At 61.9% G+C, this 26,533-nt stretch carries 24 protein-coding genes; 18 read left to right on the forward strand and 6 right to left on the reverse strand.

The features are described 5' to 3' along the window. Nucleotides 1-1,005, reverse strand: a 1,005-nt coding sequence (locus tag B4F27_RS15155; RefSeq protein WP_286760047.1) for an NAD(P)/FAD-dependent oxidoreductase, incomplete at its 3' end; no start/stop codon positions are given. Nucleotides 1,006-1,118: 113 nt separating this feature from the next. On the opposite strand from B4F27_RS15155, the gene B4F27_RS15160 reads away from it, so the two are divergent. The 17 genes from B4F27_RS15160 to B4F27_RS15240 all read left to right on the forward strand — a co-directional run bounded on the left by B4F27_RS15160 (nucleotide 1,119) and on the right by B4F27_RS15240 (nucleotide 20,015). Beyond that, complete coding sequence (locus tag B4F27_RS15160) at nucleotides 1,119-1,646, forward strand: redoxin domain-containing protein (protein ID WP_074634494.1); 528 nt, start codon at nucleotides 1,119-1,121, stop codon at nucleotides 1,644-1,646. 111 nt (nucleotides 1,647-1,757) lie between these two features. Then, nucleotides 1,758-2,927, forward strand: coding sequence for a putative lipid II flippase FtsW (ftsW, locus tag B4F27_RS15165; protein ID WP_005854131.1), 1,170 nt, complete (start codon nucleotides 1,758-1,760; stop codon nucleotides 2,925-2,927). Next, on the forward strand, nucleotides 2,924-4,024 hold the full coding sequence (locus B4F27_RS15170) for a UDP-N-acetylglucosamine--N-acetylmuramyl-(pentapeptide) pyrophosphoryl-undecaprenol N-acetylglucosamine transferase (protein WP_074634493.1): 1,101 nt from the start codon (nucleotides 2,924-2,926) through the stop codon (nucleotides 4,022-4,024). The genes ftsW and B4F27_RS15170 overlap by 4 nt, the downstream gene beginning before the upstream one ends. Then, on the forward strand, nucleotides 4,021-5,436 hold the full coding sequence (gene murC / locus B4F27_RS15175; protein WP_286760048.1) for a UDP-N-acetylmuramate--L-alanine ligase: 1,416 nt from the start codon (nucleotides 4,021-4,023) through the stop codon (nucleotides 5,434-5,436). The genes B4F27_RS15170 and murC overlap by 4 nt, the downstream gene beginning before the upstream one ends. 32 nt (nucleotides 5,437-5,468) lie before the next feature. After that, the gene (locus B4F27_RS15180; protein WP_005854125.1) at nucleotides 5,469-5,720 is read left to right on the forward strand and encodes a DUF2484 family protein; all 252 of its coding nucleotides are present in this window, start codon (nucleotides 5,469-5,471) and stop codon (nucleotides 5,718-5,720) included. Next, nucleotides 5,717-5,977, forward strand: coding sequence for a DUF2484 family protein (locus B4F27_RS15185; protein WP_074634491.1), 261 nt, complete (start codon nucleotides 5,717-5,719; stop codon nucleotides 5,975-5,977). Before B4F27_RS15180 ends, B4F27_RS15185 begins: the two co-directional genes overlap by 4 nt. After that, nucleotides 5,974-6,255 (forward strand): hypothetical protein, encoded by a 282-nt coding sequence (locus B4F27_RS15190; RefSeq protein ID WP_286760049.1) that lies wholly within the window; start codon nucleotides 5,974-5,976, stop codon nucleotides 6,253-6,255. Before B4F27_RS15185 ends, B4F27_RS15190 begins: the two co-directional genes overlap by 4 nt. 68 nt (nucleotides 6,256-6,323) lie before the next feature. Further along, the gene (murB, locus tag B4F27_RS15195) at nucleotides 6,324-7,253 is read left to right on the forward strand and encodes a UDP-N-acetylmuramate dehydrogenase (protein WP_414717706.1); all 930 of its coding nucleotides are present in this window, start codon (nucleotides 6,324-6,326) and stop codon (nucleotides 7,251-7,253) included. A gap of 89 nt (nucleotides 7,254-7,342) precedes the next feature. Continuing rightward, complete coding sequence (locus B4F27_RS15200; RefSeq protein WP_286760051.1) at nucleotides 7,343-8,263, forward strand: D-alanine--D-alanine ligase; 921 nt, start codon at nucleotides 7,343-7,345, stop codon at nucleotides 8,261-8,263. Beyond that, entirely contained in the window at nucleotides 8,251-9,138 is an 888-nt protein-coding gene (locus B4F27_RS15205; RefSeq protein WP_005854115.1) for a cell division protein FtsQ/DivIB, read from the forward strand. Before B4F27_RS15200 ends, B4F27_RS15205 begins: the two co-directional genes overlap by 13 nt. 4 nt (nucleotides 9,139-9,142) lie before the next feature. Beyond that, nucleotides 9,143-10,477: a cell division protein FtsA gene (gene ftsA, locus B4F27_RS15210; protein ID WP_037944512.1), complete on the forward strand. Its 1,335-nt coding sequence runs from the start codon at nucleotides 9,143-9,145 to the stop codon at nucleotides 10,475-10,477. Between the two features lie 172 nt (nucleotides 10,478-10,649). After that, entirely contained in the window at nucleotides 10,650-12,284 is a 1,635-nt protein-coding gene (ftsZ, locus tag B4F27_RS15215) for a cell division protein FtsZ (RefSeq protein ID WP_074634487.1), read from the forward strand. A gap of 349 nt (nucleotides 12,285-12,633) precedes the next feature. Then, nucleotides 12,634-13,557: a UDP-3-O-acyl-N-acetylglucosamine deacetylase gene (lpxC, locus tag B4F27_RS15220; protein ID WP_037945053.1), complete on the forward strand. Its 924-nt coding sequence runs from the start codon at nucleotides 12,634-12,636 to the stop codon at nucleotides 13,555-13,557. A 211-nt stretch (nucleotides 13,558-13,768) separates the two neighbouring features. Then, a complete protein-coding gene (locus tag B4F27_RS15225) occupies nucleotides 13,769-14,641 on the forward strand; it encodes an outer membrane protein assembly factor BamD (protein WP_005854107.1) in 873 nt (290 codons plus the stop codon). A 37-nt stretch (nucleotides 14,642-14,678) separates the two neighbouring features. Further along, nucleotides 14,679-16,340 carry a DNA repair protein RecN gene (recN, locus tag B4F27_RS15230; protein ID WP_286760052.1) on the forward strand — a complete coding sequence of 554 codons (1,662 nt, stop codon included), beginning with the start codon at nucleotides 14,679-14,681 and terminating at the stop codon, nucleotides 16,338-16,340. 79 nt (nucleotides 16,341-16,419) lie between these two features. Further along, entirely contained in the window at nucleotides 16,420-18,105 is a 1,686-nt protein-coding gene (locus tag B4F27_RS15235; RefSeq protein ID WP_168592772.1) for a chloride channel protein, read from the forward strand. Between the two features lie 143 nt (nucleotides 18,106-18,248). Continuing rightward, nucleotides 18,249-20,015, forward strand: a complete 1,767-nt coding sequence (locus B4F27_RS15240) for a calcium-binding protein (RefSeq protein ID WP_286760053.1) — start codon at nucleotides 18,249-18,251, stop codon at nucleotides 20,013-20,015. A 58-nt stretch (nucleotides 20,016-20,073) separates the two neighbouring features. On the opposite strand, the gene B4F27_RS15245 is transcribed toward B4F27_RS15240, so the two are convergent. The 5 genes from B4F27_RS15245 to B4F27_RS15265 all read right to left on the reverse strand — a co-directional run bounded on the left by B4F27_RS15245 (nucleotide 20,074) and on the right by B4F27_RS15265 (nucleotide 26,194). Beyond that, nucleotides 20,074-20,418, reverse strand: a complete 345-nt coding sequence (locus B4F27_RS15245) for a DUF427 domain-containing protein (protein WP_005854099.1) — start codon at nucleotides 20,416-20,418, stop codon at nucleotides 20,074-20,076. A gap of 40 nt (nucleotides 20,419-20,458) precedes the next feature. Beyond that, the gene (locus tag B4F27_RS15250) at nucleotides 20,459-22,249 is read right to left on the reverse strand and encodes an aminopeptidase P family protein (RefSeq protein ID WP_286760054.1); all 1,791 of its coding nucleotides are present in this window, start codon (nucleotides 22,247-22,249) and stop codon (nucleotides 20,459-20,461) included. 57 nt (nucleotides 22,250-22,306) lie between these two features. Then, a complete protein-coding gene (gene cobT / locus B4F27_RS15255; protein WP_005854095.1) occupies nucleotides 22,307-24,184 on the reverse strand; it encodes a cobaltochelatase subunit CobT in 1,878 nt (625 codons plus the stop codon). A gap of 155 nt (nucleotides 24,185-24,339) precedes the next feature. Further along, nucleotides 24,340-25,344, reverse strand: a complete 1,005-nt coding sequence (gene cobS / locus B4F27_RS15260) for a cobaltochelatase subunit CobS (protein WP_009824910.1) — start codon at nucleotides 25,342-25,344, stop codon at nucleotides 24,340-24,342. 223 nt (nucleotides 25,345-25,567) lie between these two features. Further along, nucleotides 25,568-26,194 (reverse strand): J domain-containing protein, encoded by a 627-nt coding sequence (locus B4F27_RS15265; protein WP_005854091.1) that lies wholly within the window; start codon nucleotides 26,192-26,194, stop codon nucleotides 25,568-25,570. Between the two features lie 75 nt (nucleotides 26,195-26,269). Here B4F27_RS15265 and B4F27_RS15270 point away from each other — a divergent pair, with 75 nt between their 5' ends. Further along, a complete protein-coding gene (locus B4F27_RS15270) occupies nucleotides 26,270-26,527 on the forward strand; it encodes a BolA family protein (protein ID WP_005854089.1) in 258 nt (85 codons plus the stop codon). Nucleotides 26,528-26,533: the final 6 nt, after the last annotated feature.

Consider the following 26,533-nt stretch of genomic DNA (forward strand, 5'->3'; position numbering starts at 1 on the left):
GGTGACTTCGGCGGTGCGGTAGCCTTCGGTGCCAGAAGGGGTCATGACCCAATGCGACAGCCTGTCGATCAGGTTGCCGAGTTTTGCATCCGACCAATCGGCGAGGTTGCCGCCAAGGTCCATGATCCCCGCAAGATGATCCACCAGCCGCGCGGGCAGGTGGTGGGAAAGCTCTGTCGTCAGGTTGCGGCGGCCATAGGTCTGGCGTTGGCTGCGCAGCCTGGTCAGCAGATCACTGTCGGGCAACAGGTTCACCGTGATCGGCGCGCCTTCGGTCCAGTAGCTTGAAGCTTGCAGTACGGCAGGGCCGGAGAGGCCACGGTGGGTGAACAGCAAGGCTTCGTCAAAGGCGGGGCCTTGGGCAGCCACCCGCGCGGGCGTTGCGGTGCCGGATATGGGCGCGAAACGGGCGTCGGTAAAGGTGAAGGGCACCAGCCCCGCCCGCGTGTCGGTGACGGGGATGCCCATCTGCGCGGCGATCTCGTAGGCGCGCCCCGTCGCCCCCATCTTGGGGATGGATTTCCCGCCAGAGGCAACGACAAAGTTGCGCGTGGTGATCGGCGTGGTGCCGTCGGGCGTGTGCAAGGTCATGCTATATCCGGCATCACGCGCGGCGATATCGGTCAGCGTGCTGTGCAGCCGCAGGTCAACACCGGCTTTTTGCATCAGGCCGCGCAGCATGGCGACGATCTCTTTGGCGGAAGTGTCGCAGAAGAGCTGGCCGAGGGTCTTTTCGTGCCACGTGATCCCATGTGCGTCTACCAGTTCGATGAAATCCCACTGAGTATAACGCGCCAGCGCCGATTTGGCGAAATGGGGGTTGGCGCAGATGAAGGCATCCGGCGTGCAGTGCATATTGGTGAAATTGCAGCGCCCGCCGCCCGAAATGCGGATTTTCTCGCCCGGTGCTTTGGCGTGATCCACGACCAGTACCGATCCGCCCGCGTGGGCCGCGCACATCATGCCTGCGGCCCCTGCACCTAAAATTACCGTGTCATATTGCATGGCCCCGCCATAGCCCCCGCCACGCAAGCCGGTCAAGTGGCCGTGAGCGGGGTGGTAACCCGGCGCATGAACACTAATTCCGTGAGAGACGAAGCAATTAAAGGAGAGACCCGATGAACGTATTGGACGCAGGCAACGCATTTCCGAAACTGACAGTGGCAGAGCTGCAAGGCGGCATGTTGACCCTTGGCACCCCGCGGGGCGCCAATGACTGGCAGCTGGTGGTCGTCTATCGCGGTCTGCATTGCCCGATCTGCAAAAAGTACCTGTCGACGCTGGACGGGCTGGTCGCGGATTTCAACAAGGCAGGTGTGGACGTTGTTGCCGTATCGGGTGATCCGAAAGACAAGGCGCGCGAGATGGCGCAAGAGCAGGATCTATCCCTGACCATCGGCTATGACATGAGCATCGCACAGATGCGCGAACTGGGGCTCTATGTCTCTGACCCGCGCAGCCCGCAAGAAACCGATCAGCCCTTCGCAGAGCCCGGCGTCTTCGTGGTGAACGGCGACGGCAATATCCAGATCCTCGACATCTCGAACGCGCCCTTCGCGCGGCCTGATCTGGAGGGGCTGCTGAACGGGATCAAGTTTGTGCGTGACAACGACTATCCGATCCGCGGCACGCACGCCGGGGCATAGGCAGCTTTGCGCGGGGCTGGTTAAAACAGACTAGCCCCGCGTGACCTTTCGCGCTACACTGCAAGCTAGACCCCGAAAAGGGGCGGAACGAGGCAGTGTAAGGCAGGTCCCATGACAGAAATGGTCTATGGCGCGGTTCCCGTTCGGGATGGCGAACCGATTCTTCCCAAATGGTGGCGTACGATCGACAAATGGGCGATGTCCTGCATCCTCCTGCTGTTTGCCGTGGGCATGTTGCTGGGGCTGGCGGCCTCTCCGCCGTTGGCCGCGAAAAACGGCTTTGACTCTTTTCACTATGTGCAGCGACAGGCTGTTTTCGGTGTGCTTGCCGTGATTGCCATGGTGCTGACGTCGATGATGACGCCCGTGATGGTGCGGCGTCTGGCGATCGTCGGCTTTCTGGTGTCCTTTGTGGCGCTGGCCTTGCTGCCGTTCTTTGGCACCGACTTTGGCAAAGGCGCTGTGCGCTGGTATTCCATGGGCTTTGCGTCCTTCCAGCCGTCAGAGTTCCTCAAGCCCGGTTTTGTCGTTGTGGCGGCGTGGATGATGGCGGCCGCGCTCGAGATCAACGGCCCTCCGGGCAAAACGTGGTCCTTTGCGCTGTGTATTTCCATCGTCCTGATGCTGGCATTGCAGCCCGACTTTGGTCAGGCCTGTCTGGTCCTGTTCGGCTGGGGGGTCATGTATTTCGTAGCCGGTGCGCCGCTGGTGCTGCTGGTGGGCATGGCCGGGCTGGTCGTCTTGGCGGGGACTTTTGCCTATTCCAACTCTGAACACTTTGCCCGCCGGATTGATGGGTTCCTGTCGCCCGACATCGATCCGCGCACGCAGCTTGGCTATGCCACCGATGCGATCCGCGAAGGCGGTCTGTTCGGGGTCGGCGTGGGCGAGGGGCAGGTGAAATGGTCGCTGCCCGATGCGCATACCGATTTCATCATCGCCGTTGCTGCCGAAGAATACGGCCTGATCCTCGTGATGTGTGTGATTGCGCTTTATGCCGTAATCGTTGTGCGGTCGCTGCTGCGTCTGGTGCGCGAGCGGGATCCCTTTATTCGTCTGGCCGGCACCGGTCTGGCCTGCATGTTCGGCGTGCAGGCGATGATCAACATGGGCGTGGCCGTGCGGCTGCTGCCCGCCAAGGGTATGACGCTGCCTTTCGTCAGCTACGGCGGGTCGTCGGTGATTGCCTCTGGCATCGCCGTGGGCATGTTGCTGGCGTTTACCCGTACACGACCACAGGGCCAGATCTCTGATCTATTGGGCCGGAGCCGTGCCCGATGACGGCGCCGCTGCTGGTCATCGCCGCAGGGGGGACAGGCGGGCATATGTTTCCCGCCCAAGCGCTTGCCGAAGTCATGCTGGCACGGGGTTGGCGGGTAAAGCTGTCCACCGACGCGCGGGGTGCGCGCTATACCGGCGGTTTCCCCGAGGCGGTCGAGATTCAGCAGGTCAGCAGCGCCACTTTCGCGCGCGGCGGTCTGGTGGCCAAGGCCATCGCGCCGTTTCGTATTCTGGGCGGTGTGCTTGGCGGTGTCTTTGGTATGCTGCGCGACAAGCCCGATGTGGTTGTCGGCTTTGGCGGGTATCCGTCGATCCCCGCGCTGACAGCGGCCTGGGTGCTGCGCAAGCCCCGGATGATCCATGAACAGAATGGCGTGCTCGGTCGGGTCAATGATCTGTTTTCCAAACATGTCGATGCCGTGGCCTGCGGCACATGGCCGACCACATTGCCCGATGGTGTCAGCGCCGAGCACACCGGCAATCCGGTGCGTGCCGCGGTGCTGGAGCGTGCGGGCGCGGGCTATATCGCGCCGGGTGACTACCCGATGGAGCTCTTGGTGATGGGCGGCAGCCAGGGCGCGCGCATCTTGAGCGAGGTGATCCCCCCCGCCATCGCCGATCTGCCGATGGAACTGCTGCGCAACATCCGCGTCAGCCATCAGGCGCGGGACGAGGATGGCCAGCGGGTCGCAACCTTTTACGCCGAGAACGGGATCAATGCCGATGTGCAACCGTTTTTCCATGACGTGCCGCGGCGCATGTCCGAAGCTCAACTGGTGATCAGCCGCGCTGGCGCGTCCAGCGTTGCCGATATCTCTATCATCGGGCGGCCGTCGATCCTGATCCCCTTTGCCGCGGCGACAGGCGATCATCAGACGGCCAATGCCCGTGGATTGGTGGACGCCGGTGCCGCGATCATGGTGCCCGAAAACATGGCCAACCCCGACAGTCTGCGGGCCCAGATCGAAATGGTGCTGACCCATGCAGAGGGCGCGCAGCAGATGGCGCGGGCCGCCCTGTCTGTCGCCAAGCCGGACGCCGCAGAAGAACTCGCCCAGATGGTGGAAACCCTGGCAACCGAAGGAAAGAAACGATGAACGCAGCCACGAAACTTCCCACCGATGTGGGCCCGATCCATTTCGTGGGTATTGGCGGTATCGGCATGTCCGGCATTGCCGAGGTGTTGTTGAATCACGGCTACCGCGTGCAGGGGTCGGACCTGAAATCGACCAAGATCACCGACCGTCTGGTGGACCTTGGCGCGACGGTGTTCGAAGGGCAGGAGGCCGCGAATATCGAAGGGGCCGCGGTTGTCGTGATCTCTTCGGCGATCAAGCCGGGCAACCCTGAACTGGATGCCGCACGGGTGGCGGGCCTTCCCATCGTGCGCCGCGCCGAGATGCTGGCAGAGCTGATGCGCCTGAAATCCAACATTGCGGTGGCCGGAACCCACGGCAAGACCACCACAACGACGATGGTGGCCGAACTGCTGGTCAACGGCGGGATCGACCCGACGGTTGTGAACGGCGGGATCATCCATGCTTACGGGTCGAATGCACGCATGGGGCAGGGCGAATGGATGGTGGTCGAGGCGGATGAATCCGACGGCACCTTCAACCGTCTGCCCGCGACCATTGCCATCGTGACCAATATCGACCCCGAGCATATGGAGCATTGGGGCGACTTCGATACCCTGCGCAAAGGGTTTCTGGATTTCGTCTCGAACATTCCTTTCTACGGGCTGGCGGTCTGCTGCATTGACCACCCCGAGGTGCAGGCTTTGGTCGGCAAGATCACCGACCGCCGCGTGATGACCTATGGCTTTAACACCCAAGCCGATGTGCGCGCGATCAACCTGCACTACAAGGCGGGCGTGGCGCATTTCGATATCATGTTCCAGACCGAAGGCATCACGATCAAGGATTGCAGCCTGCCGATGCCCGGAGATCACAACGTGTCAAACGCGATGGCGGCGGTTGCCGTGTCGCGCCACCTTGGCATGAAAACCGAAGAAATCCGTGCCGCGCTTGCCGGGTTCGGCGGCGTGAACCGTCGCTTTACCAAAGTGGGCGAAGTGGATGGCGTGACGATCATCGACGACTACGGTCATCACCCGGTCGAGATTACCGCCGTGCTGAAAGCCGCACGTCAGGCCACCGAAGGGCGCGTGATCGCGGTCCACCAGCCCCACCGCTACAGCCGTTTGCACCACCATTTCGAGGAATTCTGCGCCTGTTTCAACGATGCCGATGTTGTTGGCATCGCCGAGGTCTATGCCGCAGGCGAGGCCCCGATCGAGGGGGCAGGGCGCGATGATCTGGTCGCAGGGTTGATCCGTCATGGTCACCGCCACGCCCGCGCCGTCCAAAGCGAGGATGATCTGGCGCGGCTGGTCCGCGAACAGGCAGGGCCGGGGGATATGGTTGTCTGCCTTGGGGCAGGGACAATCAGCACCTGGGCCAACGCCTTGCCTGCCGCGCTTGAATCCTTGAAGAAGGAAGCCGTTTGAATGGCGCGGACCCCATCATACGGGGGCCGGTCATGACCTTGCTTTGGGCTTGCATCCTGTGGGTCTTTTGCTCGGCCACGGTGGCGACGCTGCCCATGCGCCTGCAATATATTCCCGGTGTGATCCTGCTGATCGCCGCACCGGTGCTGATCATCCTGATCGGTCTTCAGGTGGGCTGGCTCTATAGCCTGCTTGCTCTTGCTGCCTTTGTGTCCATGTTCCGCAATCCCTTGCGCTTTTTGCTGGCCAAGCTGCGCGGACAAAACCCGGAGGTTCCAAAATGAGTATATCACTGGTTCTTGCCTGTTTTTGGGCGGTCGTTGCCAATGTGTTGGCCATGACGCCCAGTTCTGACCAGCATTGGCGCAGCGCTTATATGTTGATTGCCGTCGGCATCCCCGTCCTGGGGTTTGTCACCATGCAGCATGGCCCTTGGGTCGGGATGCTGGTACTTGCGGGAGGCTGTTCGGTGTTGCGCTGGCCGGTGATCTATCTGATGCGCTGGCTGCGCGGTGCCGCTGTGCGGAATGCTGCAAAGTGAACCTGACGCTGGTGATCCTGATCAGCATCCTCGTGGTGTGGATGCTTGCCGCGGGCTGGTGCGGTCTGATGCGCCGGTATGGCGGCTTTGTGCTGGTCCTGCTGGCGGGGCTCGCGCTGAACTGGGCGTGGATGATCTGGGGCCTTGGCGCGAAACCGCTGGAGCGTCCGGTATTCATGGCGCAAATCGCTGCCGCGGGCTATGCGGTCTGCGCGTTTCTTGCCGGATGGCTGGCCGGCCGTATCACGCGCGAGCTGCGGGCGAACCGGCCTGATTGATTGGGCGGTTTTTGGCGCGCTTCGGGCGCATGTGGAAAATTGACCTCCCTCCCAAAGCGGGCTAGGCGATGGACATGACAGATATTTCCTTTCCCGATATGCGCGGTAAGCTGACGCAAAACCGCCCCTTGGCTGATCTGACCTGGCTGCGCGTGGGCGGCCCTGCTGACTATTTTTACCAGCCTGCCGATGCCGATGATCTGGCGGCTTTCATGAAGGCGCTGCCCGCCGATGTCGTGGTCATGCCGATGGGGGTCGGGTCGAATGTGATCGTGCGCGACGGCGGCTTGCGGGCTGTGGTGATCCGGCTGGGGCGCGGGTTCAACACCATCAGTTGCGAGGATGGAATCGTCACCGCAGGTGCCGCGGCGCTGGACGCCCATGTCGCGCGCAAGGCAGCGGATGCGGGGCTGGACCTGACCTTCCTGCGCACAATCCCGGGTAGCATTGGCGGCGCGGTACGGATGAACGCGGGCTGCTATGGTGCCTATACTGCTGATTATTTCATCAGCGCAGACGCGATCACCCGCACAGGCGAAAAGGTCACGCTTGGGCCGGACGATCTGCAATTTGCCTATCGCCAGACCGCTTTGCCAGACGGGTATGTCATCACCGCTGCCCGTTTCGCGCCCCCCAAGGGCGACGCCGAGGCGTTGCACGCGCGGATGGAGGACCAGCTGCGCAAACGGGACGAAACCCAACCCACCAAGGACCGCAGCGCGGGGTCGACGTTCCGCAATCCGGCGGGGTTTTCCAGCACGGGGCAGGCGGATGACCGCCATGATCTGAAGGCGTGGAAGGTCATTGACGACGCCGGCTTGCGCGGTGCCACCTTGGGTGGCGCGCAGATGAGCCCGAAACACCCCAACTTCCTGATCAATACGGGTTCCGCGACGGCAGCAGACCTTGAAGCATTGGGTGAAATGGTGCGAAAAAAGGTTTACGATTCCAGCGGGATTACGCTAGAGTGGGAAATTATGCGGATCGGCGAAAAATAAACGTTCGAGCGTCATGATTTTGGGCCGCTAAAAGGCCCGGAACAGAATGAATAAGGGTCGCAACAGGCCCGTTTAAAAAGGCAGATTGAGTGGGATTGTCGAGCAGGACACCCCCGAGAGTTGCAGTATTGTTGGGTGGCCCCTCGGCGGAACGCGAGGTGTCTCTGTCAACAGGGCGCGCCTGCGCAGCGGCTTTGCGGGACCGGAGTTTCGAAGTCATCGAGGTCGATTGCGGCCCCGACCTTTGTGCCGATCTGGGCGCTGCTCAACCCGATGTCGTTCTGAATTGTCTGCATGGCCGCTGGGGCGAAGACGGCTGCGTTCAGGGTTTGCTGGAATGGATGGGCCTGCCCTACACACACTCCGGCGTGCTGGCCTCCGCCCTTGCGATGGACAAACAGCGCAGCAAAGAAGTTTTTCGTGCCGCGGGTTTGCCTGTCGTGGAAAGCTTGATCGTATCGGCGGCGACCGTGCGGGGATCGCATGTGATGGACCCGCCCTATGTGGTCAAGCCGAACAACGAAGGGTCATCCGTCGGTGTTTACCTTGTCGAGATTGAAAACAACGGCCCGCCACAGTTGGATGATGCCATGCCTGCCGAGGTCATGGTCGAGAAATTCATCCCCGGTCGCGAGCTGACCACCACCGTGATGGGCGAACGTGCGCTGACCGTGACCGACATCCAAACGACGGGTTGGTATGATTACGACGCCAAATACAAGGCGGGCGGGTCGACCCATGTGGTCCCTGCCGATATCCCGCACGAGATTTTTGAACTCTGCATGGATTACGCCCTGCGGGCGCATAACGCGCTTGGCTGTCGCGGTGTCAGTCGCACGGATTTCCGTTGGGATGAAAGCAAGGGGGCAGCGGGGCTGTTCCTGCTGGAAACCAATACCCAGCCCGGCATGACCCCCACGTCGCTGTCGCCCGAACAGGCGCAGGCGGTTGGCATTTCCTTTGGCGAGCTCTGCGCCTGGATGGTCGAGGACGCGTCATGCAATCGTTGATCAAACGCGTCAAACCCGCCAAGCCGGCCAAGGCAGATCCCGCACCGTCACGTTGGGCATGGCGCATGCAGCGCTTGATGCTGACGCCGACGTTCCGTTTCGGGCTGCGCGTCGGGGTGCCGTTCTGTTTGGCCTTGGCAGCGGGGACAATCTATCTGTCGGACGAAGCACGGCGCGGCCAGTTGGCCGATGTCTATGCCAATGCCCGCACTAGCATCCAGCAGCGCCCCGAATTCATGGTCAAGCTGATGGCGATTGATGGTGTCGAAGGCGTTTTGGCCGCCGACGTGCGTGCCGCTGTACCTGTCGAATTTCCAACCAGTTCCTTTGATCTTGATCTGCCTGCATTGCGGCAGGCGATCACCGATCTTCCCGGCGTCAAGCAGGCGTCGCTGCGGGTGAAGCCGGGCGGCGTGTTGCAGGTGTCGGTACAGCCACGGGTGCCGGTCGCCGTTTGGCGTAGCCAGGACGGGCTGCTGCTGATCGACGCCGAGGGAAGCCCCATCGGCCAGCTTGCATCGCGCGGCGATCGCACGGACCTGCCCTTGGTGGTAGGCGAGGCGGCGAACCAGCGTGTGAGCGAAGCGCTTGAATTGATCCGCACGGCGGCTCCGTTGGGGGAGCGGCTGCGCGGTTTGGTACGCATGGGAGAGCGGCGATGGGATGTCGTTCTTGACCGTGAACAGCGTATCTTGCTGCCCGAAACCCAGGCCGTTCAGGCGCTGGAGCGGGTGATCGCGCTGGAAGGCGCACAGGATGTGCTGGCCCGCGACGTCGCGCGGGTAGACATGCGGTTGGCCCAACGGCCCACCGTGCAAATGAACAAGGACGCCACACAAGAATTGTGGCGCATCAGGCAGATTTCGGGACAGTGAAAAGATGATGGACCTATACGATAGTCAGCGATCCATGCGCCACATGCGTAAGCTTGCGATGCAACGCGGCGTGGTGGCTATTCTGGATGTGGGCACGTCAAAGATCGCCTGCCTGGTGCTGCGGTTTGACGGCACGGGCCGCGTCTCTGAAGAGGGCGAAATCGGGTCGCTCGCGGGGCAATCCGGTTTTCGTGTGATCGGGGCTGCGACCACCCGGTCGCGCGGGGTCCGCTTTGGCGAGATCTGCGCCATGCAGGAAACCGAACGCGCTGTGCGTACCGCGCTGCAGGCGGCGCAGAAAATGGCCAACATCCGTGTGGATCACGTGATCGCCTGTTTCTCGGGGGCTGAACCGCGCAGCTACGGTCTGGATGCGGCGCTGGATCTGGAAGGGCAGGTCGTGTCCGAGCAGGATGTCGCGCAGGTTCTGGCCAATTGCGACGTGCCCGAATACGGCGAGGGCCGTGAAGTGCTGCATGCCCAGCCGGTGAACTTTGCGCTGGATAACCGGTCGGGCCTGTCCGATCCGCGCGGCCAGTTGGGCAATACCCTGTCGGTCGATATGCATATGCTGACCGTGGACGCGGCGGCGGTTCAACACCTTGCCCATTGCATCAAACGCTGTGACCTCGAACTGGCGGGCGTTGCGTCTTCGGCCTATGTCTCGGGGATTTCATCGCTGGTCGAGGACGAACAGGAACTTGGTGCCGCCTGTATCGATCTTGGCGGCGGGTCGACCTCTGTTTCGATCTTCATTCGCAAACACATGATCTACGCCGACAGCGTGCGCATGGGCGGGGATCACATCACCTCTGACATCTCTATGGGGTTGCAGGTGCCGACGGCCAATGCTGAACGGATCAAGACCTTCTATGGCGGGGTGCATGCGACAGGCATGGACGACCGCGAGATGATTGATATCGGTGGCGACACCGGTGATTACGAGCACGACCGTCGCACCGTGAGCCGCGCCGAGCTGATCGGCATCATGCGCCCCCGTGTCGAAGAAATTCTGGAAGAAGTCCGCGCCCGTCTGGATGCCGCGGGCTTTGACCACCTGCCAAGCCAGCAGATCGTGCTGACCGGCGGCGGCAGTCAGATTCCGGGCCTTGATGGTCTGGCAAGCAAGATTTTGGGCCAACAGGTCCGTTTGGGCCGCCCGCTGCGCGTGCATGGCCTGCCACAAGCCGCAACCGGTCCGGGTTTCGCCTCTGCTGTAGGGTTGGCGCTGTTTGCCGCGCACCCGCAAGACGAGTGGTGGGACTTCGACATTCCCGCCGACCGCTACCCATCCCGGTCGTTGAAGCGCGCTGTCAAGTGGTTCCGCGACAACTGGTAACCCCCAGATGCGGTGCGCGCGTCGAAATCATGAGAAAACCGGCAAAAAAACGCCCATATAATGTGTCAAAACCGTGTTTTCTAGGTGACGCATGGGCGTTCTCCCTATACAATAAGGGGGATTGCACAAAAAATGCTCCGTAAGCGAGCTAAACAATACAGGCGGATGGCTCATGACCCTTAATCTTTCAATGCCCGGACAGGGCGACCTGAAACCCCGCATCACAGTGTTTGGTGTTGGCGGGGCAGGCGGCAACGCCGTGAACAACATGATCGAGAAAGAGCTCGACGGTGTTGATTTCGTGGTTGCCAACACAGACGCGCAAGCGTTGCAGCAAGCCAAAGCGGAAAGCCGCGTTCAGCTGGGCATCAAAGTGACCGAAGGTCTGGGTGCGGGCGCGCGGGCCTCTGTCGGTGCTGCTGCTGCCGAAGAAAGCATTGAGCAGATTGTTGACCATCTTGCCGGCGCGCATATGTGTTTTATCACCGCCGGTATGGGCGGGGGCACCGGGACAGGGGCCGCGCCGATCATCGCGCAGGCTGCGCGTGAACTGGGTGTTCTGACCGTTGGTGTCGTGACCAAGCCGTTCCAGTTTGAAGGCATCAAGCGGATGCGTCAGGCTGAAGACGGTATCGAGGCGCTGCAAAAGGTCGTCGATACACTGATCATCATTCCCAACCAGAACCTGTTCCGTCTGGCGAATGAAAAAACCACCTTTACCGAAGCATTCTCCATGGCGGATGACGTGCTGTACCAAGGTGTCAAAGGCGTCACGGATCTGATGGTCCGCCCCGGCCTGATCAACCTCGACTTTGCGGACGTGCGCGCCGTGATGGACGAGATGGGCAAAGCGATGATGGGCACCGGCGAGGCAGAGGGCGAAGATCGCGCCATCCAGGCCGCCGAGAAAGCCATTGCGAACCCGCTGCTGGACGAAATCAGCCTGCGCGGTGCCAAGGGCGTTCTGATCAACATCACCGGCGGTCACGACCTGACCCTGTTCGAACTGGACGAAGCGGCGAACCGTATTCGCGAAGAAGTCGACCCGGACGCGAACATCATCGTGGGGTCCACGCTCGACACCGAACTGGGTGGCGTCATGCGCGTGAGCGTTGTTGCCACTGGGATCGATGCGGTTGACGTCAACACAGAGATGCCCGTGCCGCGCCGTTCCATGTCGCAGCCATTGCCAGCCAAAGCGCCAGAGGTTGAACAAGCCCCCGCCGCCGAAGCACCTGCACCCGTTGCCGCACAGGCCGAGTACGAAGAAGAGCCACAGCAGCAGCTGTTCAAGGAAGAAGCCGCGGTCAACCACAGCGGTTTCTCTGACACATCCTACGAAGACGAAGCGTCGGACGCAGATGATCTGCCGCCCCCCGCCTACCGTCCCGAGGTTGCGTCCTTCCAGCCGCGCCGCGAAGAGGTGAATGTCGACGCGCAAGAGCAAGAGGCGTTTGTCGCGCCACGCGCCCCTGGCACCCCATCGCCCGAAGCACTGGCCCGTCTGCGCGCCGCCGCGCAAAAAGCGTCGCCAAGCCAGCAGCAACAGCGTCAGCCACAAGCGCAGCCGCAGCAGCAGCGTCAACAGCCCGCCGCCGAGCAGGGCGAGAAGCGCTTTGGCATCAACTCGTTGATCAACCGCATGACCGGTCACGGTGAGGCGGAAACACAGCAGCAGCGTCCCGCACGTCAGCAGCCGCCGGTTCAGACCCGCGCGACCTCTGCCGCGCCACAGCCGCGCGACGTCCAGGACGAAGATCAAGAGCGGATCGAAATCCCCGCCTTCCTGCGTCGTCAGGCGAACTAAGCTTACCTAAGACGTCCTCGTAAACGTCCGAAAGGCCACCCTTAGGGGTGGTCTTTTCCGTTAGCGCCACAACTTTAAGCGTGCTGCGGTGCAGCAATTGGGGTGTGCGGGTCGATAACATTCGTTGAAATATTGCTGTTATATGTTCACGCTTCGCCGTCATTTCAGGGATGATCGGGAGCCTGAAATATATATATAACAATGGCTTATTGGGAGTATGCGCACGTTAACGCCCAATTGTGACAGTGATGTTTCAGACGGTAGCAATGATTGAATTGAGCATTAGGAACGGCCCCGTTAGGACAGAGTTCAACTTAGACAGATGATCTTTGGACAGTGAGTATTGACCGTGCAGACAACCATTAAGACAGCGATCAGCTTTAGCGGCACCGGCCTTCATTCTGGCCGTCCTGCAACTGTGACGATCCGTCCGGCTGGCGCGCATCACGGTATCTGGTTCTCGCGCAGTGACGTGGATGTGGGCGATCGCCTGATCCCCGCCCGCTGGGACGCAGTGAATCGCTCGCCTCTCTGCACCAAGCTGGAAAATGCGGCGGGTCTGCAAATCTCTACTGTTGAACACCTGATGGCCGCACTGGCCGGTTGTGGTATCCACAACGCGCTGGTCGAGATTGACGGCCCCGAAGTGCCGATCCTCGACGGCTCTGCCGCGCCCTTCGTGCGGGGTATCATGCAGCGCGGCGTTCGCGTACTGGCGGCCCCTGTGCGTGCTTTCGAAGTGCTGAAAACGGTCACCGTGACGGATGGCGAAGCCTCGGCCACCATCGCACCGGCAGACACCCTGAAGATCGATTTTGTCATCGATTTCGCCGATGCCGCCATTGGCCATCAGGAAAAGTCGCTGGTCATGAACAACGGCAGCTTCGCCCGCGAACTTTGCGACAGCCGAACCTTCTGCCGTCAGGCGGATGTCGACGCGATGCAGGCGAACGGTCTGGCATTGGGCGGTCACGCGGGTGAAAATGCCGTCGTCTTCGACGGCGACCAAGTGCTGAGCCCCGGTGGTCTGCGCCACGCGGACGAACCCGTACGCCACAAGATGCTGGATGCCTTGGGGGATCTGGCGCTGGCCGGCGCTCCGCTGATCGGCCATTACACCGGCGTGCGCGCCGGCCACAGCCTGACCAACACGCTGCTGCGGGCGCTGTTCGCGACCCCCGGTGCTGTGCGCATGGTTGAATGTGACGCGCAAATGGCGTCGCGTCTGCCTGGCTTTGGTCTTGAGTGGGACGAAATCCCCGCCGTTGCCTGAAAGCGGTAACGCGATGTCGCAGGGCAGGGCGTTAACGACGGTTGAAACTCCGGTGGGGCTTGGGTAATCCTTTGTTTACGATTTGGCCCGTCGACAGCCGCCCTTGCAGGGGACTGGCGAATGGTCGTTTTGTTGCGCGAAACCTTGTGCTAGTCACGGGCAAAGGCGTATCGTGAAACGTGACGCAGAGTTTAAAGCGAGGGTGAAACGCATGACGGGTACGATGTCGCGCAAGCGGGTGGTCGGTGCGGTGCTTTTGGCGGGCGTTCTTGGCGCGTGCGGTGGTGCTCAGGACACGGGTCGGACGACCAACAGCTTCTTCAACCCTCAGGAAATTCCGCTTGAAACATACTCGGCCGAGCAGATTTACGAGCGTGGCGAATTTGAACTGAACCGCAAACGCCCTGCCGAAGCGGCTGAATATTTCTCCGAGATCGAACGCCTGTACCCCTATTCCGAATGGGCCAAGCGGGCGCTGATCATGCAGGCTTTCGCCTATCATCAGGATCAGGATTACCCCAACAGCCGCTCTGCCGCGCAGCGCTATATCGATTTCTTCCCCGATGACGATGATGCGTCCTATGCAAGCTACCTTCTGGCCCTAAGCTATTATGACCAGATCGACGAAGTTGGCCGCGACCAAGGGCTGACCTTTCAGGCGCTGCAAGCGCTGCGTCGCGTGATCGAGGATTATCCAGACAGCGAATATGCGCGGTCTTCCGTGCTGAAATTCGATCTGGCGTTTGACCATCTGGCGGGCAAGGAAATGGAAGTGGGGCGCTATTATCTGCGCCGCAAACACTATACCGCGTCGATCAACCGCTTCCGCGTCGTGGTCGAGGATTTCCAGACAACCACCCACACCGCCGAGGCGCTGCACCGTCTGGTAGAGGCCTATCTGTCGCTGGGTCTCACGGACGAGGCGCAGACCGCAGGTGCCATTCTGGGGCACAATTACCAGTCCACCGAATGGTACGAGGCAAGCTATAAGCTGCTGACCGGTCAGGGTCTTGAAATGAAGTCCTTCGGCGATAACTGGTTGACCGCGATCTACCGCCAAACGATCAAGGGCGAATGGATCTGACCACCCGCCTTTTGACGGCCCACACGGATAGTGACCCATGCTACGCGGCCTAGATATTTCGGATATGCTGATCATCGACCGGCTGGAACTTGCGTTTCAGCCGGGTTTGAACGTTCTGACCGGCGAAACCGGGGCGGGTAAATCGATCTTGCTCGATAGTCTCGGGTTCGTGCTGGGCTGGCGCGGGCGCGCCGATCTGGTGCGTCAGGGCGCGTCTCAGGGCGAGGTCACGGCATGGTTCGATCTGCCCGAAGGCCACGCCGCTCATGCGGTGCTGAAAGAGGCTGGCCTGCCCGGCGGGGGAGAGCTGATCTTGCGCCGCATCAACGGGTCTGACGGGCGCAAAACGGCTTGGGTCAATGACCGCCGCTGCTCGGGCGAGGTGCTGCGCGCGCTGTCGGAAACGTTGGTCGAATTGCACGGCCAGCATGATGACCGCGGGTTGCTTGACCCCAAGGGCCACCGCGCCATTCTGGATGAATTCGCGGGCACCGCCCCGCTGCGCGACAAGGTGCGTCAGGCGTGGTCTGCCTTGGCTGCGGCGCGCAAGGCTGCCAAACAGGCCGCCGCCGAGCGCGAGGCGATTGCCGCCGAAGAAGAATACCTGCGCCACGCCGTGGCAGAGCTGGACAAGCTGGACCCGCAAGCGGGCGAGGAAGAACAGCTCGACGCGCGCCGTCGCCTAATGCAAAGCGCCGAAAAGATCCGCAGCGATGTGGTCAACGCCTACGAGATGATGGGACAGGGCGGGGCAGAGACACAGCTGGGCGACGCCCTGCGCTGGCTCGACGGGGTGGCCCATAAAGCCGACGGCGCGCTAGAGGCCCCGATGGCGGCGCTTTCGCGTGCGATGGTCGAATTGGACGAGGCGATGGAAGGCGTGGTCGCCGCCATCGACACCATGTCGTTCAACCCGATCGAGCTGGAAGAAACCGAAGAGCGCCTCTTTGCGATCCGCGCCATGGCCCGCAAGCACGAGGTGCTGGCCGACGATCTGGCGGGCTTTGCCGAGACGCTGCGCGGCAAGCTGGACGCGCTGGACGCAGGCGAGGCCGCACAGGCGGGCCTGGAGAAAGCCGTGCGCGACGCCCAAGCCGCCTATGATGCCGCAGCCGACGCCCTGACCGACGCGCGCCGCAAGAAAGCGGGCAAGCTGGACAAGGCCGTCGCGGCAGAGCTTGCCCCGCTCAAGATGGAGCGCGCGGTTTTTGCCACGCAGATCACCGAGGAAACACCCGGACCGGAAGGCCGCGATGCGGTGTCCTTTACCGTGGCCACCAACCCCGGCGCGCCTGCGGGCCCACTTGGCAAGATCGCATCAGGCGGGGAGCTCAGCCGCTTTCTGCTCGCGCTTAAGGTCTGTCTGGCCAAGGGGCAAACCGGCCTGACGATGATCTTCGACGAAATCGACCGGGGTGTCGGCGGTGCGACCGCCGATGCGGTGGGGCGTCGTCTGGCGGCGCTGTCGCAGGGCGGGCAGGTGCTTGTTGTCACCCACTCCCCCCAGGTTGCCGCTTTGGGCGCGCATCACTGGCGCGTGTCTAAGGCCGTGTCCAAGGGCATGACCCTGTCGACCGTTACGCCGCTGTCAGCGCCAGAACGCGTGGACGAGGTTGCGCGGATGCTGGCAGGGGATACGATTACCGAGGCCGCACGCGCCGCCGCGCGCGAGCTTTTGGGCGAAGAATTCGCCAGCTAACGGCACAGTCTTGATTGCAGGGGTTTTAACGCAGGCGGCTCTGTCCTAGACATGGGTAAACCCTGACAGCAAAGCCGCCATGCCTTTGAAACCGCGCCCCTTTCTGAACCAGCAGTATGACACGTTGTGCAGCCATGCGCGTTTGGGGTGGGATGTGTTGCGTGAAAAAGGGCCGGGCAAGGTCACCTTCTGGTTCATCGCGCTTGCAATCGGCATCTCGGCAGGCTTTGCCGCGTTGTTTTTTCGTAAAGGGATCAACGCACTACAGGCGTTTCTTTATGGCACTGAAGACGTGCAGCACCTGCATAGTTTTATCGGCAGCCTTGATTGGTATTGGGTCGTTCTGATCCCCACCATCGGCGGGCTGACCGTGGGGCTGATCTTGCATAATTTCACCCGAGATGCCCGTGTGCGCAGCGTCGGCGATGTGATCCTTGGCGCGGCATTGCATGAAGGTCGGGTGGAAACACGAGCCGGTATTGCGTCGGCGCTGGCCTCGCTGATCACGCTGAGCACCGGCGGATCGTCAGGGCGAGAAGGGCCGGTGGTCCACCTTGCGGGCGTGATCTCGACCCTGGTGAGCCGCCGGATCAATGCCAGCGGTATTACCGGTCGTGACCTGTTGGGCTGCGCCGTTGCGGCGGCCGTCTCTGCCAGCTTTAATGCCCCGATCGCAGGCGCGCTTTTCGCGCTCGAGATCGTTTTGCGCCACTTTGCGGTGCACGCCTTTGCCCCCATCGTGATCGCGTCGGCCGCGGGCACTGTGATCAACCGGTTGGAATTCGGCGGCCTTACCGAATTCGCCCTGCCCACCGTGGGCGATATGTCCTTCTATGCCGAGCTGCCCGCCTTCCTGCTGCTGGGGCTGACCTGCGGCGTGGTGGCAGTGTTTCTCATGCGCGGTATCTTCTGGGCCGAGGATTTCGGCAACTTCATACAGGCCCGCAGCAAGCTGCCGCGCTACCTGCGCCCTGCCGTGGCAGGGGCAATCCTTGGCGTGATCGCGCTGTGGTTCCCGCATATCATCGGCGTCGGATACGAGACGACGACCCGCGCGTTAAGCGGTGATATGATCCTGCACGAAGCCGTTGTCTTTGCCGTGCTCAAGATCATCGCGGTGTCGATCACCCTTGGCGGGCGGATGGGCGGCGGGGTGTTTTCGCCCTCGCTGATGTTGGGGGCGCTGACCGGGCTGGCCTTCGGGTTGATCGCCACGGGCGTCTTTCCCACGATGTCGGGGGCCACGTCGCTTTATGCGCTGGCGGGCATGGGCGCGGTGGCAGCTGCCGTTCTGGGGGCGCCGATCTCTACCACCTTGATTGTATTCGAACTGACCGGAGACTGGCAGACAGGTCTGGCGGTGATGGTCGCTGTGAGCATGTCAACAGCGCTGGCCTCGCGTCTGGTGCACCGCAGCTTTTTCCTGACGCAGATGGAACGCCGCGGTATCCACCTTGCCGCCGGTCCTCAGGCCTATCTGCTGGGCATGTTCATGGTCGGCCGCATCATGCGCCGCCCCGACGACCTGCGCGCTGCGAACGAAGAAACCTGCTGGGATCTGATCGGCGAGGGTACCTATATCGACGGCACCGCCACGCTAGAGGCCGCGATGCCGATTTTCGAGCAGACCGGCGCGGCGTTTATTCCCGTGGTCACGCTCAAGCCCGAATCGCCGCCCGAACTTTTGGGTGCGCTGTTCCATGTGGATGCGCTTAAGGCCTATAACCGCGCCCTGGCCGAGACAGCGGCCGAGGAACACTCCTGATTGTCGCTTCATACGCGACAGTAGGTGCGGCAGGGCTGAACTGTCCTAAATATTGAAATGTGTCTGAAATGCGGCGGTAATTTGTCTTTCTTGCGTTCCTCAGCGTAAGCTACACTCTGGGTATAGCTTAGGGGGATTTGAACATGCTTGGATTGACTTTACTACCAGCGCTCGCGCTTTTGGGATTTGCGGGATTGATTGGCAGCGACAGCGATGACGACGATACCAACGACGACATGCAAGACGTGGCAGAGCCCGAGGTGACAGACCCGCAGATCGCCACGCAGCAGGGCACCAACGGCCCTGATCTGGTCACGGGCACGGGCGCGGGCGCGGATGATGACATCGACGCGTTTGGCGGTGACGACACGGTAAACGGCTTTGGCGGCGATGACACGGTGCAGGGCGGCGCGGGCAATGACCTACTGAACCTTGGCGGTGGCGACAATCTTGGCAATGGCGAAGAGGGGCGCGATACCGTCAACGGCGGGCCGGGTGCCGACACATTGCTGGGCGGGAACGGCGCGGACAGTCTTTCAGGCTTCGGGGGCACCGATGACCTGTCCGGCGGGCAGGGCAGCGATATGCTGCGCGGTGGTCTGGGTGACGATCTGCTCAACGGGAACAACGGCAGCGATACGCTTGATGGCGGGGCCGATAACGACACCCTGATCGGCGGTAGCGGCGACGACAGCCTTGGCGGCTTTGGCGGTGCGGATTCCCTCGTGGGCGGGCTCGGGTCCGACAATCTGGATGGCGGGGCCGATAATGATACGCTTTTGGGCGGCGGGCTGATGGACACGCTCTTTGGCAATTCCGGCGATGACGTGCTGCGCGGTGGCACCAACAACGATCTGGTCAACGGCGGGTCGGGCGATGACGACGCCCAAGGTAACTTTGGCGCGGATACCGTGCTGGGGGGGCGCGGCAATGACACGCTAAGCGGTGGCGAAGGCTTTGACTACATCGAAGGGAACGACGGCGACGACATCCTGATGGGCAACGAAGGCAACGACGGGCTCAGCGGCGGGCAGGGCAATGACACGCTGATGGGCGGGGTTGGCAGCGATACGCTGAGCGGCTTGGCGGGCGATGATATGCTCGACGGGCAGGGCGGCAACGACCTGCTCAACGGCAACATCGGGAACGACACGTTGATGGGGGGCGGGTTGAACGACACGCTGAATGGCAATGGCGGCGACGATGTGATCAGCGGCGGCACCCAAAGCGATCTGATCAACGGCGGCAGTGGCAATGATGCGCTGTCTGGCGACGCAGGTGCCGATACGATCAACGCGGGCCCCGGCAATGACACGCTTTCCGGCGGCGAGGGGCCGGACAAGCTGGCGGGCAACAGAGGCGACGACCTGATTGATGGCGACGCTGGCAATGACGCGCTGTTCGGCGGCATGGGTGACGACACGTTGAACGGCGGGGCGGGGAATGACTTTTTGATCTCGGGGCTGGGGACCGACAGTATTGACGGCGGTGCCGGTGACGATGTGATCCGCGCGTTCGACTTCAACCTCAACGGCAATGTGTCGGGTGATACGGATACGATGGCAGATGTCGTGCTGGGGGGCGATGGCAGTGACACCATCAGCGCCAACGACGGAGATACCGTGACAGGGGGCGAAGGGGCCGACGTGATCAATGCCATCGGCTATGATCAAGTGGGCAAGGCCCCGGTCATCGTGACCGACTTTAATCTCGCCGAAGACGGGCTGTACCTGCAGGAAACCCAAGGCTCGCCTGCGCAATTTGCCCCCGGTGACGGGATGTTCGAAATCCGCGCCGCTGCCAATGGCACCGACAGTGAACTTGTGGTCAACGGCAATGTCGTGGTGATCGTGCAAAACACCAGCGCCGCCGATCTCAGCGCGGACACAAGCTGGCTGCTGAACGCATAAGAGGGGCCGCAGCCCCCCTTTGCTTCAATCGTGAATTTCCAGGGCCCTTTCGGGGGCCCTAGATTTGTTCTACCGCAACCTCGGGCAATTGGTAGAAGGCCAGATGGCCCTTGATCTCTGCGACATCCTCGCTGGGGTCCTCGTAGGACCATGCCACGTTTTCCAACGTCCGGCTTTTGGTCACGACCGAGAAGTAATGCGCATCGCCCTTGTGCGGGCAGTGGGTGGTCTTGTCGGTCTTGTCCAGAAACGCCATGGCGATATCCGAACGGGGGATATAGATCACCGCGTCGTGGTCGCCTTCGCGCAGCTCAAGCGCATTACGTGTTTCGGCCAGTACCGCGCCCCCTGCGCGCACTGTCCATGTTCCGTTCGACTTCAATATCTTGATATGGTCTGCCATTGCTGACCGTCCTCCCTGAATGAACTGAAATATATCGCGCTCAAACCGGCGCTGTTGCCGCATCCAACCACAGTTTTGCAACCGGTGATAGCCGCGGCCCGATCTTTTCCGCAACGTCGCGATGATAGGCGTTCAGCCAGTCTCGCGCATCTTGGCTCAGCATCTCCGGCACGATCAGCCGCGTGTCGATGGGCGCAAAGCTCAGCGTCTCCCACGACAGCATGGCGCGATGCGCGTCCCCGCCTGGCAGATCAGGCGCAGACCGCACCACGGCAAGGTTTTCCAGCCGGATGCCAAAGGCCCCCTCGCGGTAATAGCCGGGCTCGATGCTCAGGATCATGCCTTCGGACAGGGGCACCGTGCTGAGCTTGCTCAGACGTTGCGGTCCTTCGTGCACGCTCAGATAGGCCCCGACGCCATGGCCCAGCCCGTGATCGAAATCCTGCCCCGCCATCCAGAGCGGCAAACGCCCCACAGCCTCGATATCGCGCCCGGCCAGCCCTTGGGGCCAGCGTAGACGGCTCATGGCGATCAAACCGTTCAGCACACGGGTAAACGCCTCTTTCGCCTCGACCGGCGGCGTGCCGATGGCGATGGTGCGGGTGATGTCGGTGGTGCCATCCAGATATTGCCCGCCCGAATCCAGCACCAGCAGATGCCCGTCTTGCAAAAGGCTATCGGTGTCCTCGGTCACGCGGTAGTGCATGATCGCACCATTGGGGCCGGTGCCGGCAATGGTTTCAAAGCTGATCTCTTGCAAGGCCGGATCACGGCGGCGTGCGGTCTCCAGCTGGGTCACCACTTGCGTCTCCGTCACGCTGCCCGCAGGCTGCGCATCCAGCCAGGCCAGCACCTCGACCAAGGCCGCCCCGTCGCGCAAATGCGCCGCGACAGAGCCTTCGATCTCCGCCGCGTTCTTGCAGGCTTTGGGCAGGGCGCAGGGGTCGTCGCCCCAGACGACCCTGTCGCCCAAAGCGTCCCAAACAGCCACAGGCACGGTGGCCTTCTCGACCAGCACGGGGCCCGACAGGTCGCCAAGCGCATCCAAAAACGCCTCTGGCGCATGCAGGGTCACGTGCGCGCCCAAATGCGCCTCAAGCCCCTCCAGCTTGAATGGGGCAACGAACGCGTCCACGTGACCCGCGCTGTGCAGCACGGCAAAGCCATGCACGACCGGATTGCGCGCAATATCGGACCCGCGGATGTTCAGCAGCCAACACAGGCTGTCGGGCAGGGTGATCACCGCGGCCCCTAGGCCCTTGTCGCGCAGCCCTTCGGCCAGCCGCGCGATCTTATCGCCATGGGCCTCGCCCGCATAGCCGATCGGGTGGACCTTGGCGGGGTTCATGGGCGGGGCGGGCTGGTCCTCCCAGATGCGGTCGACCAGATTATCGGTGCGGCGCAGCGTGATGCCGCTGCCGTCCAAGGCGTCCTCAAGCTGGACGATCTGCCCGGCGGCATGCAGCCAGGGATCAAAGCCGATCACGCCACCCTGAGGCAGCTGTGCGCGCAGCCATTCGGCCAGCGAGACTTCGGGCCAGGCCACGGGCGTATAGACATCCGCCACCTGCGCCTTGACCTGCGTGCGATAGCGCCCGTCGATAAACACGCCCGCCACATCGCGCAAAGCGGCACAGAAGCCAGCCGATCCGGTGAACCCCGTGAGCCATTTCAACCGGTCGTCACGGGGGGCAACATATTCACCCTGATGCGCGTCAGCGCGGGGCACTAGAAACCCGTCAAGCGCCTCTGCCTGCAGCTCTTTGCGCAGCGCCGCCAGCCGTGGCGGCCCCTGTTCCGGCCGCGAGGTTACCTCGAACGATTGAAACATATCCCCACCCCATTCTTCATTTTGCTCTTAAAACTCCCCGCGGAGCGTCCCTGACCCTCAGCTTGCGCGGCGCATGCCCATGACACGGGCCCGCGCGCGGGGATCGGTATCAAACAGCGCCGCCAGCTGTTCGGTCATCGCACCGGCCAGCTGGTCCACATCGGTGATCGTAACGGCGCGATCATAATAGCGGGTGACGTCGTGCCCGATGCCGATGGCCAGCAGTTCCACCGCCTTGCGTTTCTCGACCATGGCGATCACGTCGCGCAGGTGTTTTTCCAGATAATTCGCGGGGTTCACCGACAGGGTGCTGTCATCCACAGGCGCGCCATCGCTGATCACCATCAGGATCTTGCGCGCCTCGTGGCGGGCGATCATCCGGCGGTGCGCCCATTCCAGCGCCTCCCCGTCGATATTCTCTTTCAGCAAGCCTTCCTTCATCATCAGACCCAGATTGGGCCGCGTGCGCCGCCAGGGGGCGTCGGCGGATTTATAGATGATGTGGCGCAGGTCATTCAGACGGCCCGGCTGGACCGGACGGCCGTCGTTCAACCAGGCCTCGCGGGCTTGGCCGCCTTTCCAGGCGCGGGTGGTAAAGCCCAGGATCTCGACCTTGACGTTGCAACGCTCCAGCGTGCGAGCCAGAACATCGGCGCAGATTGCGGCGATGGAAATCGGCCGCCCGCGCATCGAGCCGGAGTTATCCAGCAGCAAGGTCACACAGGTGTCGCGGAATTCGGTGTCCTGTTCGACCTTGAACGACAGCGGGGTTGTGGGGTTGGCCACGACACGGGCCAGACGACCGGCATCCAGTGTACCTTCCTCAAGGTCGAATTCCCACGACCGGTTCTGCTGCGCCTGCAAGCGACGTTGCAGCTTGTTCGCCAGACGGCTGACCGCGCCTTTCAGCGGTTCTAGCTGCTGGTCCAGATAGGCGCGCAGGCGTTCAAGCTCTGCCGGTTCGGCAAGGTCTTCGGCCCCGATCACCTCGTCATGCTCGGTCTGGTACACCAGATAATTCGGGTCCGCGTCCGAGGCTTGCGGCGGGGCGGGTGGTTCCATCGGGGCGTCGCCATCGGGCATCTCGGCCTCTTCGCCAAGCTCCTGATCGGCGGTGTCATCCATCGACACCTGCGCCTGGGATTCATCCTGCTGCTGCTCTTGCGACTGCTCGGGCGAGGCTTCTGCCTCGTCGTCGTCCTGATCGTCCTGACCGGTGCTATCGGGCTCTTGCTCTTCTTCGGTGCCTTCTTCCTCGGCGCTGTCTTGGTCGTCGTCGCCTTGGTCGGGGTCATCGCCCAACTGATCGCCATAGCCAAGGTCAACGATCATCTTGCGCGCAAAGCGGGCAAAGGCGGCCTGATCATCCAGCGTGTCGTTCAACGTCTCGAGCGTGCCACCGGCCTGGTCCTCGATATAGCCGCGCCACAGCTCCATTGCGTTGGCGGCACCGGCGGGCATGTCACGCCCCGTCGCCAGATGGCGCACCAGATAGCCTGCCGCCGTGGCCAAAGGCACGTCCGAGGGCTGCTTGGCCTGATCATAGCCCTTGCGCAGGGAGTCGTATTTGATCTTCGCGTCGATATTGCCCGCGGTGCCGGGCATGTCGCGCGCACCTACGGCTTCGCAGCGGGCGGTTTCCATCGCTTCATAAAGATCGCGGGCCATGTCACCGGCGGGCATGTATTTCGCGTGGGTCTGGCCGTTGTGATAGCGCCGGTTCAGCGCGAGCGCGTCAGCGGTGCCGCGGGCCAGCAGGACTTCCTCGCGGGTCATGCGACGGCTGACCTGTGGCAGGCGCATGGAATCCCCGCTCAGCCCCGACGGATCAACAGAATAGCTGACTGTGAGGTCAGGATCGTTCGACATGACCTTGGTCGCTTCGGCCAAAGCCTTTTTGAACGCGTCGGCGGGGTTATCTGATTGTTTGCTCATGTCATTCTCCCATCCGAGTGCGGCCGACCTGCGGCTTTGGTCACCGCGGCCACACGAAACGGGGCGCTGCGGTCAGACTGTCGTCCACCGACCAAGCTGCCGGTGGACGTCTTGTTCTTCATCCCTGCCAACGCGGGCACGGGGTGGATCGTAGCTTAGCCAAGGCTCAGGCTGGCGGCGGATTCCGGTAGCTCTTCGTCGAACAGACGCTGATAGAATTCGGCCACGGTCTGGCGTTCAAGTTCATCACATTTGTTGAGGAACGACAGGCGGAAGGCATAGCCCACGTCGCGGAAAATCTCGGCGTTCTGGGCCCAGGCAATCACGGTCCGCGGCGACATAACGGTCGAGAGCTCGCCATTCATGAAGGCGGTGCGCGTCAGGTCGGCGACGGTAACCATCTGTTTGATCGTCTTGCGGCCTTTTTCGGTGTTGTAGTGCGGGTTCTTCGACAGAACGATCTGGGTTTCGGCGTCGATGCTTAGGTAGTTCAACGTCGCCACAAGCGACCAACGGTCCATCTGGCCCTGGTTGATCTGCTGCGTGCCGTGGTAAAGACCCGTGGTGTCGCCCAGACCCACCGTGTTCGCGGTCGCGAAAATGCGGAAATAGGGGTGGGGTTCGATCACTTGGTTCTGGTCCAGAAGCGTCAGCTTGCCGTCTACCTCCAGCACGCGCTGGATCACGAACATCACATCGGCGCGGCCTGCGTCATATTCATCAAACACGATTGCTGTGGGGTTGCGCAGGGCCCAAGGCAGGATGCCTTCCTGAAAATCTGTGACCTGCTTGCCGTCTTTCAGCTTGATCGCGTCTTTCCCGATCAGGTCAATCCGGCTGATGTGGCTATCAAGGTTGACGCGGACACAGGGCCAGTTCAGCAGGCTTGCCACCTGTTCGATGTGAGTGGACTTACCCGTCCCGTGGTAGCCCTGAACCATCACGCGGCGGTTATGGTTGAACCCCGCAAGGATCGCCATTGTGGTGTCGGGATCGAATTTATAGGTGCTGTCCAGATCGGGAACGCGGCTTGTACGTTCTTCAAAGCCATGCACCACCATGTCGGTGTCGATGCCAAAGACTTCGCGAACGGAGATCTCTTTGGTGGGTTTGGTTGTGAGGTCCAATGAGGTCTCGGCCATATTTTGTACGTCCTTCATGCTTCTGTCTTGCGCACCGCTTGCGGATCAAGGGTGGCGTCCACGGCAACATATCTTTCCTGAGCGCGAGGGAAAGGGGCAATTCGCACCTGCGGCAAAACCGCGAATCCTTGTGTCATATGGAAAAGGGGCGGCGCATTTGTCTGCACCGCCCCATCTATATGGCCCTTAAGCCCGTCACAGGCGGTTGCCGATGCCCTCGGCCCGCCGGAATGCCGCGGCATCAGTCCTTGAAGTTGCGGCTGCCCTTCAGCTGGTCCCAGGCCCAGACGACGAGCTGCAGCTGCTCTTCCTGGCTGCGGTCCCCGCCGTTCATATCGGGGTGGAGCACCTTGATGAGCGCCTTATAGGCCTTGCGCACCTCGGGTTTGGTCCAGGTGTCCTTGGCTTCCAGAATTTCGAGCGCGCGGCGTTCCGTGGGGGGCAGGCGGCGACCTGCGGCAGGCCCTTTGCCGGGGTTCTGCGTCGCGTTCTTGCCCAAAACCTGATGCGGATCCTCGATGCCCAAACGCGCCCAGGCCCGTGCTTCGGGGTCGCCAAGGGGCTTGGTCGTACGCTCCCACACTTTGTCCTTGGATTGCTGGGCGTTCAATTCGGCTTCTGTGGTGCCGTCAAAGAAGTTCCACTTGAGGTTATATTCGCGCACGTGTTTCTGGCAGAACCAGAAATAATCATCCAGCACGTCCGGTGCTTTGGGCGCGCGGTACTTGCCCGGTTCTTCGCAGCCTTCGTGCGAACAGACGCGTTGCGATGTCTCGGACGCACCGGACATCCCGCGACGGCCACGGGGATTTTTCTTTTTCGAAGACGACACGGACATGTCGAATCCAAAGGGATCACTTTTGGGCATGATATGGACCTTTCCGACTCAGGCCGGTCAGTTTAGACCTTGGGCTGTGAGATTGAAGGGGGGCTGAGCTAAAAAATGTCAGTGACACAAGAAATTGCCGACCGGCTGGAAGAGGCGTTTGCCCCATCGGAATTAAGCGTCGTTGACGATAGTGAAAGCCATCGCGGCCACGGGGGCTATCGCGAGGGCGGCGAAAGTCATTTTAATGTGAAAATCCGGTCGGCCCATTTCAAGGGGCTGAACCGTGTTGCGCGGCATCGTGCCGTGCATGGCGCGCTTGGCCCCGATCTGATTGGGCGTATTCACGCGCTTGCGCTGGATCTCGACGTTTAAGCCCTG

The organism is Sulfitobacter sp. UBA1132 (assembly GCF_002311545.1).
Taxonomy (GTDB): Bacteria; Pseudomonadota; Alphaproteobacteria; order Rhodobacterales; family Rhodobacteraceae; genus Sulfitobacter; species Sulfitobacter pontiacus.

Bases quoted from the DNA above. Each gene is read 5' to 3' on its own strand.
- ftsZ (WP_074634487.1), top strand. From the start codon at position 10,650: ATGACCCTTAATCTTTCAATGCCCGGACAGGGCGACCTGAAACCCCGC.
- ftsA (WP_037944512.1), top strand. From the start codon at position 9,143: ATGATGGACCTATACGATAGTCAGCGATCCATGCGCCACATGCGTAAG.
- B4F27_RS15245 (WP_005854099.1), bottom strand. From the start codon at position 20,418: ATGGCAGACCATATCAAGATATTGAAGTCGAACGGAACATGGACAGTG.
- recN (WP_286760052.1), top strand. From the start codon at position 14,679: ATGCTACGCGGCCTAGATATTTCGGATATGCTGATCATCGACCGGCTG.
- B4F27_RS15235 (WP_168592772.1), top strand. From the start codon at position 16,420: ATGCCTTTGAAACCGCGCCCCTTTCTGAACCAGCAGTATGACACGTTG.
- B4F27_RS15265 (WP_005854091.1), bottom strand. From the start codon at position 26,194: ATGCCCAAAAGTGATCCCTTTGGATTCGACATGTCCGTGTCGTCTTCG.
- B4F27_RS15270 (WP_005854089.1), top strand. From the start codon at position 26,270: ATGTCAGTGACACAAGAAATTGCCGACCGGCTGGAAGAGGCGTTTGCC.
- B4F27_RS15180 (WP_005854125.1), top strand. From the start codon at position 5,469: ATGACCTTGCTTTGGGCTTGCATCCTGTGGGTCTTTTGCTCGGCCACG.
- cobS (WP_009824910.1), bottom strand. From the start codon at position 25,344: ATGAAGGACGTACAAAATATGGCCGAGACCTCATTGGACCTCACAACC.
- B4F27_RS15225 (WP_005854107.1), top strand. From the start codon at position 13,769: ATGACGGGTACGATGTCGCGCAAGCGGGTGGTCGGTGCGGTGCTTTTG.
- B4F27_RS15205 (WP_005854115.1), top strand. From the start codon at position 8,251: ATGCAATCGTTGATCAAACGCGTCAAACCCGCCAAGCCGGCCAAGGCA.
- B4F27_RS15160 (WP_074634494.1), top strand. From the start codon at position 1,119: ATGAACGTATTGGACGCAGGCAACGCATTTCCGAAACTGACAGTGGCA.
- ftsW (WP_005854131.1), top strand. From the start codon at position 1,758: ATGACAGAAATGGTCTATGGCGCGGTTCCCGTTCGGGATGGCGAACCG.
- cobT (WP_005854095.1), bottom strand. From the start codon at position 24,184: ATGAGCAAACAATCAGATAACCCCGCCGACGCGTTCAAAAAGGCTTTG.
- B4F27_RS15170 (WP_074634493.1), top strand. From the start codon at position 2,924: ATGACGGCGCCGCTGCTGGTCATCGCCGCAGGGGGGACAGGCGGGCAT.
- B4F27_RS15185 (WP_074634491.1), top strand. From the start codon at position 5,717: ATGAGTATATCACTGGTTCTTGCCTGTTTTTGGGCGGTCGTTGCCAAT.
- murB (WP_414717706.1), top strand. From the start codon at position 6,324: ATGGACATGACAGATATTTCCTTTCCCGATATGCGCGGTAAGCTGACG.
- B4F27_RS15250 (WP_286760054.1), bottom strand. From the start codon at position 22,249: ATGTTTCAATCGTTCGAGGTAACCTCGCGGCCGGAACAGGGGCCGCCA.
- murC (WP_286760048.1), top strand. From the start codon at position 4,021: ATGAACGCAGCCACGAAACTTCCCACCGATGTGGGCCCGATCCATTTC.
- B4F27_RS15240 (WP_286760053.1), top strand. From the start codon at position 18,249: ATGCTTGGATTGACTTTACTACCAGCGCTCGCGCTTTTGGGATTTGCG.